The 2,087-nt window shown below is 67.9% G+C and carries 2 protein-coding genes and 1 pseudogene; all 3 read left to right on the forward strand.

The features are described 5' to 3' along the window. On the forward strand, positions 1-1,462 hold a 1,462-nt coding region (locus ACXJKR_RS30810), incomplete at its 5' end, for a DUF4331 domain-containing protein (RefSeq protein ID WP_457326086.1). 11 nt (positions 1,463-1,473) lie between these two features. Continuing rightward, on the forward strand, positions 1,474-1,743 hold the full coding sequence (locus ACXJKR_RS30815; protein ID WP_457326087.1) for a hypothetical protein: 270 nt from the start codon (positions 1,474-1,476) through the stop codon (positions 1,741-1,743). Beyond that, positions 1,740-2,087 (forward strand): annotated as a pseudogene (locus ACXJKR_RS30820) (hypothetical protein); the annotation flags it as partial. The gene ACXJKR_RS30815 and the pseudogene ACXJKR_RS30820, both read left to right, overlap by 4 nt.

The raw sequence follows: 2,087 nt of genomic DNA on the forward strand, positions 1-2,087 counted from the left end.
CAGCCACCGCGAAGCGCCCTTCATCACGACCGTGCCCAAGGTCGACGCGACGGACTTCTACATGTTCAACAGCTACGAGACCGGCCGTGCCGGCTACGTGACGCTGATCGCCAACTACCAGCCGCTGCAGGACGGCTATGGCGGCCCGAACTATTTCTCGATGGACCCGAATGCGCTCTACGAGATCCACGTCGACAACGTTGGCGATGCCAAGGAACACCTGACCTTCCAGTTCCGCTTCAAGAACACGCTGTCCAACAGCGGTGCCGGCACGTCTTTAAGCGTCGGCGGCAAGATGGTCGGCATCCCGTTGATCCAGTCGGGCGCGGTGGCCAACGTCAAGGACGCCAACCTGCAGGTCAACGAGAGCTACACGCTGACCGTGGTGCGCGGCGACCGCCGCAGCGGCACGGCCCAGGCGGTGGTCCATGCCACCAGCGGTGCGACCAGCTTCGACAAGCCGGTCGACAACATCGGCAAGAAGACCATCGCCGACTATGCGAGCTATGCGGCCAAGCATGTCTACCCCATCACCATCCCCGGCTGCAGTACGCCGGCCAAGGTCTTCGTCGGCCAGCGCCAGGACCCGTTTGCCGTCAACCTCGGCACCATCTTCGACCTGGTCAACGCGCCGGTCTCCGTCATCACCGACCCGTCGCTGATCAATGCCGCGCCCAACACCATCGACGACAAGAACGTCACCACGCTGGCGCTGGAGGTGCACAAGGACTGCCTGAAATCCGCGACCGACGATGTCATCGGCGGCTGGACCACGGCCAGCCTGCGCCAGGGCCGCCTGCTCGATCCCAAGCCGGGCTCGGGCCATCAGGCCAGCGAGAAGGCCGGCGGCGCCTGGGTGCAGGTCTCGCGCCTGGGCATGCCCCTGGTGAATGAAGTCGTCATCGGCCTCAAGGACAAGGACAAGTTCAACTCCGCCAAGCCCAAGGACGACGGCCAATTCGCCGACTACGTGACCAACCCGACGCTGCCAGCCTTGCTGGAGATCGCGCTGGCCCTGCCCAACACCGCGCCGACCAACTTCCCGCGCAACGACCTCGTCACCACCTTCCTGACCGGCATCAAGGGCGTCAACCAGCAGAAGACGGTCACGGCCTCCGAAATGCTGCGCCTGAACACGGCCATCGCCGCCGTGCCATTCGCTCAACAAAACCGTTTGGGCATCGTCGGCAACATCCTCGCCGCAGGCAACGACAACGCCGGCTTCCCGAACGGCCGCCGTCCCAAGGACGACGTCGTCGACATCTCGCTGGTGGCCGTCATGGGCGGCCTGTGCGTGGCCAACGGCGACACCGACAAGCTCGGCTTCGGYGCGGCCTGCAAGCCCAGCGCGGTGCCCCTGGGTGCCACGACTTTCAAGCTGCATGACGCGGTGGACCAGGCTGTCGTGCCCCTGCTCAGCGGCTTCCCCTACCTCAACACGCCCATCCCGGGCACCAAGTGAAAGGGGCCGCCATGTTGACCCGCAAGACTGCCGCGGTCGCCGCCGGCGCCGTGCTCGTGCTGGCCGCCTGCGGCGGCAGTGACAGCGACACTGAAATCATCAGCCCGCCGCCCCCACCGCCGCCGGCCCCCACCGCGGTGCCCGACAGCGCCGTGGCCTCGTCCGCCGCCCTGGTGAGCTACCTGAAGGCGCAGAAGACCGACGACGAGACCACAGAGGCGCTGACGCTGCCGACAGTGGCGGTGTCGGTCAGCGAGACCGAAGAGCCGCAGACGCTGTGAAGCACCTGCTCGTGCTGCTGCTGGCAATCCCGCTGGCGGTCTTGGCCGAACCTTTCGTCCCGAAGGACGACGCCGAGATCGTGCAGCGCCTGCCTTACCGCATCGACGCGGCCGAGCGCCAGCGCCGTGCGGCCTTGGCGCGCGACCCGGCACAGCTGCAGCTCGCCGTAGCCGCCGCCCGCGCGGCGCTGCAGCGCGCCCGCGTGCATGGCGACCCGCGCGAGCTCGGCGCGGCACAGGCCGCGCTGGCGCCGTGGTGGCGCCAGGCCGATGCACCCGCCGATGCCGTGCTGCTGCGCGCCCGCGTTCTGCAGGCGCGGCACGAGTTCGAGCCTGCCCTGGCC

The organism is Roseateles sp. P5_E11, assembly GCF_054049355.1.

Bases quoted from the DNA above. Each gene is read 5' to 3' on its own strand.
- ACXJKR_RS30815 (WP_457326087.1), top strand. From the start codon at position 1,474: ATGTTGACCCGCAAGACTGCCGCGGTCGCCGCCGGCGCCGTGCTCGTG.